This is a genomic window from Tepidibacillus sp. HK-1 (assembly GCF_001748485.2).
GTDB lineage: Bacteria > Bacillota > Bacilli > Tepidibacillales > Tepidibacillaceae > Tepidibacillus_B > Tepidibacillus_B infernus.
This window is the reverse complement of the sequence record NZ_BDGM02000040.1, coordinates 1-8,597: the sequence shown is the minus strand read 5'-3', so window position 1 is coordinate 8,597 and position 8,597 is coordinate 1. Positions and strand designations below refer to the sequence as shown.

At 34.9% G+C, this 8,597-nt stretch carries 8 protein-coding genes; 6 read left to right on the top strand and 2 right to left on the bottom strand.

Translation table 11 applies throughout. The annotated features are described in order from the left end of the window. Positions 1 to 249 precede the first annotated feature (249 nt). Complete coding sequence (locus tag BEN26_RS13470) at positions 250 to 846, bottom strand: YhcN/YlaJ family sporulation lipoprotein (protein WP_069799714.1); 597 nt, start codon at positions 844 to 846, stop codon at positions 250 to 252. A 183-nt stretch (positions 847 to 1,029) separates the two neighbouring features. Here BEN26_RS13470 and BEN26_RS13465 point away from each other — a divergent pair, with 183 nt between their 5' ends. The 4 genes from BEN26_RS13465 (at position 1,030) to BEN26_RS13450 (ending at position 5,825) form a co-directional block, all read left to right on the top strand. Next, entirely contained in the window at positions 1,030 to 2,361 is a 1,332-nt protein-coding gene (locus BEN26_RS13465) for a PhoH family protein (protein WP_069799712.1), read from the top strand. Positions 2,362 to 2,549: 188 nt separating this feature from the next. After that, positions 2,550 to 3,167, top strand: coding sequence for an MBL fold metallo-hydrolase (locus tag BEN26_RS13460; RefSeq protein WP_069799710.1), 618 nt, complete (start codon positions 2,550 to 2,552; stop codon positions 3,165 to 3,167). Further along, the gene (locus BEN26_RS13455; protein ID WP_069799708.1) at positions 3,160 to 4,341 is read left to right on the top strand and encodes a CapA family protein; all 1,182 of its coding nucleotides are present in this window, start codon (positions 3,160 to 3,162) and stop codon (positions 4,339 to 4,341) included. The genes BEN26_RS13460 and BEN26_RS13455 overlap by 8 nt, the downstream gene beginning before the upstream one ends. A gap of 302 nt (positions 4,342 to 4,643) precedes the next feature. After that, positions 4,644 to 5,825 carry a class I SAM-dependent methyltransferase gene (locus BEN26_RS13450; protein ID WP_069799707.1) on the top strand — a complete coding sequence of 394 codons (1,182 nt, stop codon included), beginning with the start codon at positions 4,644 to 4,646 and terminating at the stop codon, positions 5,823 to 5,825. 211 nt (positions 5,826 to 6,036) lie between these two features. Here BEN26_RS13450 and BEN26_RS13445 read toward each other — a convergent pair whose 3' ends face one another. Further along, positions 6,037 to 6,753 (bottom strand): helix-turn-helix transcriptional regulator, encoded by a 717-nt coding sequence (locus BEN26_RS13445; RefSeq protein WP_069799705.1) that lies wholly within the window; start codon positions 6,751 to 6,753, stop codon positions 6,037 to 6,039. Positions 6,754 to 7,065: 312 nt separating this feature from the next. On the opposite strand from BEN26_RS13445, the gene BEN26_RS13440 reads away from it, so the two are divergent. Both BEN26_RS13440 and BEN26_RS13435 read left to right on the top strand, forming a co-directional pair. Next, positions 7,066 to 7,425 (top strand): Spx/MgsR family RNA polymerase-binding regulatory protein, encoded by a 360-nt coding sequence (locus tag BEN26_RS13440; RefSeq protein ID WP_068724731.1) that lies wholly within the window; start codon positions 7,066 to 7,068, stop codon positions 7,423 to 7,425. 386 nt (positions 7,426 to 7,811) lie between these two features. After that, entirely contained in the window at positions 7,812 to 8,435 is a 624-nt protein-coding gene (locus tag BEN26_RS13435) for an RsfA family transcriptional regulator (protein WP_069799703.1), read from the top strand. Positions 8,436 to 8,597: the final 162 nt, after the last annotated feature.

Below are 8,597 nucleotides of genomic sequence, written 5' to 3'. Positions count from 1 at the left end.
GAGTGAGGAGCAAGCGTGGATGTGGGCGAATACAAGAAAAGGCTATTGGCGTACTGCTCATAGCCCTATCTTGACAAAAGCCCTATCTAACGAGCGATTTAAGCGAGCTGGATATCTAAGTTTTAGCGAGTGTTATTCTGTGAAGTGACGTGTAAACTTTGGAAGCGCCGTATACCGAACGGTACGTACGGTGCTGTGGGAGGTCGGCTGGTCAAATAATGGCCAGTCTCCTACCCGATTTCAAATCAATTACTGTTGATATAAACTTTTTCTGGGTTCTTTTGGATTTTTGGTTTGATTTTGCTCTTCTTGGTTTTGCTTCGTCGGTGGTTGTTCTTTTTTCTGAACACCACGTGGTACCTGAGGAATAATCCTTCCTACAATGTCTGATAATTCCTCTGCAAAACCTTTAATGGGGCGTCCACGCTTTATATCTTGATTGATTTCTCGAAGCCGTTGCATAATATCTGGATCTGAGGTAACTAATGCATTAGCCCCTTGAGGATCTTCTTTAAGTGCTTCAGCAACAGAATATTTAATGGTACCAACACGAGAACGATCAAGGGTTGCGTCCACATCAATACCTACGATCGCATACTTTCCAAAGACGACAGCAGTGGCATCATTCACTTGTGGGACTCGAATCGCAATACTGGCCAAACGGTGTGCCGTAGCCTCTGGACTTTGGTTCCTTTTTGGTTCAGGTATGGTTTGAGGTACCCTTTGTGTTTGTTTAATTTTTTTCGTTGGGGGTGAAGCTTCATTTGCAGGTGGTTTATTGGTTGCTTGGCAACCAAGTGATATCGTCAATAAGGAAATGATGAGATACAAAAATAGTTTACGCATCGAATCATCCTTTCATCATCCATTGGGATCATTGTTTTTTCTTAGTGTACCCATTCAGTATAATTCGATGTATTAGATTTTCTGTTCGCATTCAAGATTCATATTACTTGCATACAATATAAATAAGAAGTTTTACATCAGCAAAAGGGAAAATGGTGTAAAAAAAGTTTAGGAGGGGACATATTGGAGAAGATTTATGTCTTGGATACCAATGTTCTTTTGCAGGACCCAAGGGCCATTTTTGCTTTTCAAGATAATGATGTGATCATACCGGCCGTTGTTTTAGAAGAGATTGACTCGAAAAAAAGATTTATGGATGAAGTAGGGAGAAATGCCAGACAAGTTTCACGACTGTTAGATCAGCTAAGAATTCAGGGAAAGTTACACTCGGGGGTTAAGCTAAGAAATAGCGGAACATTGAGAGTAGAATTAAATCATAAGTCTTTTCAAAAACTACAGCATTCATTTCTAGAAATGACAAATGATAATCGTATCCTAGCTGTAGCGATGAATTTACAAATGGAGGAAAAAGAAAAGGAGAATGGAAAACCAGTTATTTTAGTCAGCAAAGATGCTCTAGTTCGTGTCAAAGCTGACGTATTAGGCATTCATGCTGAAGATTATTTATCTGACCGAGTTGTTTCAGATACAGATATTTATCCGGGTTATTTTGAACTCAAGGTTCATCCTTCAATGATCGATGATTTTTATACAAAAAAATGTTTATCACTACAAGATTTAAATCTTCATCCTGATCAGGTTTTTGCTAATGAATTTTATATTTTAAAAGATGAATTTGGTTCAAGCAAATCAGCTGTGACTAAAATAAATTTCGATCATCAGCGGATCGAACCACTTCGATATAATGATTCTGTTTGGGGAATTACACCAAGGAATGTACAACAGAAAATGGCGTTAGAACTGTTGATGGATGATCAAATTTCTTTAGTTACGATGACTGGAAAAGCAGGGACAGGAAAAACATTACTATCTTTAGCCGCAGGGTTGTTAAAGGTAGAAGATGAACAGATTTATAATAAACTTCTTGTTGCAAGACCCATTGTACCAATGGGAAAGGATTTAGGTTATCTACCCGGTGAAAAGGAGGAAAAATTGCGTCCTTGGATGCAACCAATTTATGACAATTTAGAATATCTGTTTAATGCGAAAAAAGCAGGAGAATTAGACAAAATATTAGCAGGAATCGGAAGCATTCAAGTTGAAGCATTGACCTATATACGGGGGAGAAGTATTCCTAATCAATTTATTATTATTGATGAAGCACAAAATCTGACTAAACATGAAGTAAAAACGATTATTTCTCGTGTTGGAGAAGGAAGTAAGATTGTATTGATGGGGGATCCTGATCAAATTGACCATCCATACCTAGATGCAACAAATAATGGTTTAACTTATGTAGTAGAAAAGTTTAAACAAGAACAAATCAGTGGACACGTAAAATTGCAAAAAGGAGAACGATCTAAGCTTGCTCAACTTGCAGCCGACTTATTATGACAAGATAAACCACAAAAGTGACGCCATACTTCGAAGCATATTCCGATTACTTTTGTAGGGTCTCATTATAATATAATGAAAAGAAAGTTATACTTTCTTTAATGTTAAAATAGAACCGGATGAATTTCCGGTTCTTGTTTTGTTTTATTTGAACTCATAAAATAGATATTGAAAAAGGGGGACATAACATGCAAATCGAAAGATTTATATTAGGAGATTTTCAAATGAATAGTTATCTGCTTATTGAAGGGAAAGATGCAATTTTAATTGATGTTGGGTTTGATCCATTTTCTATCGAAAAATTTATTAAAGAAAAAGAATTAACCCTAAAAGCCATTTTACTTACCCATGCCCATTTAGACCATATTGGTGGTTTAGAACAGATAAGAGAAAGATTTAAAGTTCCAGTCTATCTTCATCAAGAAGAAAAGGAATGGTTATCTAGCCCACAATTAAATGGGTCGGAAATATTTCCTTTTTTTGGCGAAGTAAAATGTAAACCAGCTGATGTTCTTCTTTGCGATCTAGATTCCTTAGAAATTGAATCTTTTTTTATTGAAGTGATTCATACCCCTGGACATACTCCAGGTGGAATCTCTTATTATTTGAAACCATTTCTGTTTAGTGGAGATACATTATTCAAAGAATCAATTGGGCGTACGGACTTAAAGGGAGGAAATTATGACCAATTACTTAAATCTATTCATGAAAAACTCTTCACTCTTCCTGATGAAACCGTCGTATATCCTGGACATGGGGAAAAAACAACCATTAGATTTGAAAAAGAGCTGAATCCATATGTTTAGCAAATCAACTGGTTATATAATGATATTATTCATCTTGATTGCAATTCTTTTCATTAGTCTATTTTTTAAAGAATTAAACGGGAGTGAACAAGTTTTTCATTCAGAACAGAAAGACCAATTTTTTGAGGAAGTGACGATACCAAATTTACCTGAACCAAGTCCCGATGTTACTGAATTTGTTCAAATGAGGATCATGGTCGTTGGTGATGTGTTGATGCATATCCCTTTAACCAAGGCAGGTTATAATCGCCAAACTGATCAATACCAATTTGAATCTTTTTTTCAACAAGTGAAACCTATCTTTGCAAATGCAGATTTTGTTATTGGTAATTTAGAAACACCATTGGCAGGAAAGGAAAAAGGGTTTAGCGGTTATCCACGTTTTAATGCTCCCAAGGAAATTGCCCTAGCCTTAAAAAATACGGGTGTAAATGTATTAACTACGGCAAATAACCATTCATTCGACCAAGGAGAGCAGGGACTTATAAAAACATTAGACCATTTAGATGAATATCAAATTTTACATACTGGAAGTTTTCGCACTCAAAGTGAAAGAGATATCCCTCTTATATTAGAAAAAGATGGTTTCAAAATTGGACTTATCGCTTATACTTATGGACTTAATGGATTTATAAAGCCAAAGGATAAACCCTACTTGGTGAATACGTTAGATTTGGAGGCAGTTGCATCTGACGTGGAACAATTAAAAGAAAATCATGTCGATTATATATTAGCTATGATCCATTATGGAACCGAATATCAAAGAGTACCAAATGATCTACAAAAAAAATGGACAGAAGACTTAATGGCTAATGGTGTTGATTTTGTTTTGGGTAGTCATCCACATGTCGTACAACCACTACAGGTAATAAAAGGTGATAATAGGCAATCAGATAGAGGTGTCGTCTATTCATTAGGCAATTTTTTAAGTAATCAACAAGGTGATTGGAAAGATTATGGAATTATTCTAGATTTACTACTTGAGAAAAATCGATTTAATCAAAAGATTACGCTAAAAGAAATAAATGCTATTCCTACTTATGTGAAAAATGTATGGGAAAAGGGAAAGAAAATCGTAGAGATTATCCCTATAGAGCAAGGAAATAAAAATATACAAAAACAGATCGTTAATCGTGGAAATGAATTAGTTCAGCATGTGATGATAGATCAATAAGAACTTCTAAAGACAAAAAAATAACCTCCAATTACGGAGGTTATAATGGGGGAGGTTAAAAAATCTGTTACACTTTTAGAACCGAATCCATAGATCAGCTTTTTGGGGGACATGGTTGGGTGTAAACCAATCATTAGCTGAACTTCATGGGTGATTTTTCAATTCACTAAGTAATAAGGGTGGTTCTGTTAATATAATATGATAGTATAAACACTATGTCAATAGTATAAAACAAAATTTTCCTTGATAAAAATTTTGGACGAAGTTATAGTATCAACAGAATGAAAAAAGGGGTTAACAACATGAAAGAAGCAAATGAAACTCAATTATCAAAAGAAATCATCAAGATGATAAACGATTCACCTGAAAAACGTATAACGTTTTATGACTTTATGAAAATGGCTCTATATGCACCAGAGTTAGGTTACTATACGAAGGATCGCAAAAAAATAGGGAAGAGTGCTGATTTTTATACCAGTTCATCTGTAGGGCCTATATTTGGCCAAACCATCGCGAATAGCTTTGTTGAACTTTTACAATATGCTTCAGAAAAGGAAACATTTTTTATTTTAGAAATGGGTGGGGGAGATGGCCGTTTTGCGAGAGATGTATTAAATGCAATGTTTGAGAAATACCCTAAGATATACCAATCCCTAACCTATTTTATGCTTGAAGCAAGTCCATATCACCAAGACTTACAACGTGAACACTTAGAAAGGCACCTCAATCATGTGAAATGGATTGATCAATTACAGGATCTTCCTCAACCGTTTATAGGAATTATTTTTTCAAATGAGCTGGTAGATTCTTTTCCAGTACATAAAGTAAAAAAAGTAAACGGGAAATTCAAAGAGATTTTTGTGACCTGGAATGAGGAAAGGGAAAGCTATGAAGAGATCACTGCAGAGCTTAGCCATCCTTCCTTAGAAGATTATTTCATTCAGCAAAAAGTTACGCTGAAGGAAGGACAAGTCGCTGAAATTAATTTAGATGCGATGGATTGGATGAAACATGTAGCGCAACGATTAATAAGAGGATATGTGATCACAATCGATTATGGTTATCCTGCAGATGAATTATATGCAAGTCATCGGCATGATGGTACATTGATGTGCTATTATCAGCATACTGCTAATGATAATCCTTACCAACTAATCGGAGAACAAGATATCACCACACATGTGAATTTTACTGCACTCATGGAGGAAGGAAAACGTTGGGGTCTTGAACCTGTCTGGTTTTCTACGCAAAGCCATTTTTTAATGAATAGTGGTATTTTAGAAATGCTTCAAGAAATAGGATTGGATCAAATGAAAAATAAAGACCTTTTTCAAGATGAAGCCATTAAATTGAACCGCGCGATTCGCCAATTAATTATGCCTGGTGAAATGGGGGAAACTTTTAAGGTGCTTGTTCAACAAAAAAATATGGGGTCATATCAGTATCGTTTCATGACAAGCGCGTTAAAACAATATGGACTATAAGAAAATAGTACTTTGTATCGAGCTCTGTTGCTCATACCTTTCTATGAATAAAGAATAATGTGAGAAAGGTACTATTTCGTTTTTCTTAGATTAAAATGATCAGGTAAGAAATACACTCCTGAAAGTCGCTTGCTTTTGTCACACACACTCTCTATTGGATAGGGACAAGAAAATTTAAGAAACCTCTTCCTTGGTGGAAGAGGCTTTTCATTTATTGTTGAACTGGTAATTTAACCATTGTATATTGACATGCATCGGAGCCATTCGTAATGGATGTTTCTTGAACGAGGTTAATGTCTCCTAAATAGGTTTCAAAGATTCCTTCAAGAAGATGATGATGCATTTGACAGATATTATGATTTTTTACTGCATCAAGCGTTTCATGGAAAATACAGTTATTTACTCGGAATCGAATGGTATGTTGGTCAATGATTTCGATATTCGGTTGTAGACCTTGAGCAATGACCAATCGTTCAATACTTTCAATTTTTTTTTCAATTGGTAAGTACCTCGAGTTTTCGATACTATCTTTCATCATGGCCTGTCTTGCTGCTTCTCTGCCAAAGTTTCTTCCCATTTCTACTAAAGCTTTCTTACCTTCTTCACCAAATGACAAAAGGGTCTCTATGGCTATCTTGGCAAGGAGTTTATAATCTCTCGGAGGGAACTGGAGACTTACAACTTCGTCAGATAATGTGTATACTCTACTAGGTCTTCCGCCACGACCAGTTTTTTCGGTGATTGATTTAAGTAAATTGACATCTTCTAATTTACTCAGATGAAGTCTAGCTACATTAGGATGAATACCAAATTTATCAGCGATTTCTTGTACATTTACGGCTCGGCCCATGGAAGAGACGTATTGGTAAATTGCAAATCGTGTGGGATCAGCCAAAACACTTGTTAATTTCAATGTATCATTTTCCATGCCTTTAAAGCCCCTTTCTCACTTAATCATAATAATTATATTATATTAACGTTTTATAGTAAATAAATTCCTTGAAATAGACATATTTACTGTAAAGATTATCCTTTTAGAGTAGAAAATTTTGTTAAAAAATAACTAATTACTATTGACATAGTGTTTAATTAAATAATATAATTAAGATGCAAAAAGAAAATGTCAAATTTAAAGTGTTGGAAACTTTTTTTAGATACATACGTTTATTATTTATTAAAAAACATTTTACACATCGTGTTCAACAATATGTAAAAAAATTACAAAAAGGAGAGATGGAGTATGCAAAATAAATTAGTGTTTTTCACATACCCTAGTTGTACATCTTGCAGAAAAACAAAGGCTTGGTTATCTGAAAAAGGAGTAAGTTATGAAGAGCGTCACCTTTTCAAAAATCCACCAACTGTTGATGAGCTTTTAGAAATTGTAAAGAAAACAAATAATGGATTAGAGGAAATTCTATCTACACGTAGCCAAATGTTCAAAAATTTGGATGTGGATATTGAGGAATTAAAATTAAGTCAATTATTAGATCTTTTATCCAAAGAACCACGCTTGTTAAAAAGGCCTATTTTAACAGATGGTGAAAATATTGTAATCGGCTATGATAAACCAGCTCTTGAACAGCATTTTGCTTCATAAACTATTAATATATACCATATCAGTTTACCTAAACCACGAAATTTCGTGGTTTTTTCAAATGTAAAGAAAGTATAAGTTTCTTCCACTTATCATTTAGGGGTTTGTATATTCCATAAGCTGCGACATAGCGTGACTAGCAGCTTTAGCTGTGTAGCACGACTTGTACACTTTGTGTGCCTCAGAAGTGCCCTTCTCTCCTTAATCTTTATTTATAGAAGGGCATGGATGACGGAGCGCGATGGAATATACAAACCTTTTCTAATTTATTTATGTATCCTCCTGTTTAAAAAATTAAAAGATTGGATATAAAAAGTAATAGTTTTTTATTCTATAAAAACTATTAAATTCATAAAAATATAATACTTACGATTTACGGGGGGATCTATATGGTCGCAACTAGACAAGATGCTTGGACTGAAGATGATGATTTACTATTAGCAGAGGTTATATTGAGGCACATTCGTGAAGGTAGCACTCAATTGAAAGCTTTTGAAGAAGTAGGGCAAAAGCTTAATAGAACTTCTGCAGCTTGTGGATTTAGATGGAATAGCTTAATTCGTAAAAAATATGAAGCAGCTATTCAAATCGCAAAATCCCAAAGACAAAAAAGAAACTATCAAAAGGTTGAAAAGAATTTTGATAGTGAGTTTAGTGAAGAATTATCTGCGCCAGAAGAAATGAAAGAGGTAACTGAAGAAAATCTTACCTATGACAGCATCATACGATTCTTAAAAAAGCAGAAGACATTATCCCAAGACAGAGGCAAACTATATAAGAACTTGGAAAAAGAATTAGAAGAAAAAGAAAAAGAATTGGTGAAGTTACGAAAAGAAAATGAAGAAATGAGAAGCCAACTAAAGGACATCCAGGTGGTAAATGAAGATTATAAAGCCCTTATTCAAATTATGGATCGGGCTAGAAAAATGGCCTTCTTATCTGACCAAGAGCATGAAACAAAACCTGTTTTTAAGATGGACCTTAATGGCAACTTAGAACGAATAGACAAATAGAAATGACTGTTGAGTTTCTCAACAGTCATTCTTTTTAGTGCGCCACGCATGGCGATTAACTAGACGGTGAAAGTCCGTTATGGGGGTATGTAGCAACCAACCATTAGCCTAAGGCAAGGGTGTCCATCGTGAGGTGGAATCTGAAGGAAGCCGGCGGCAAAG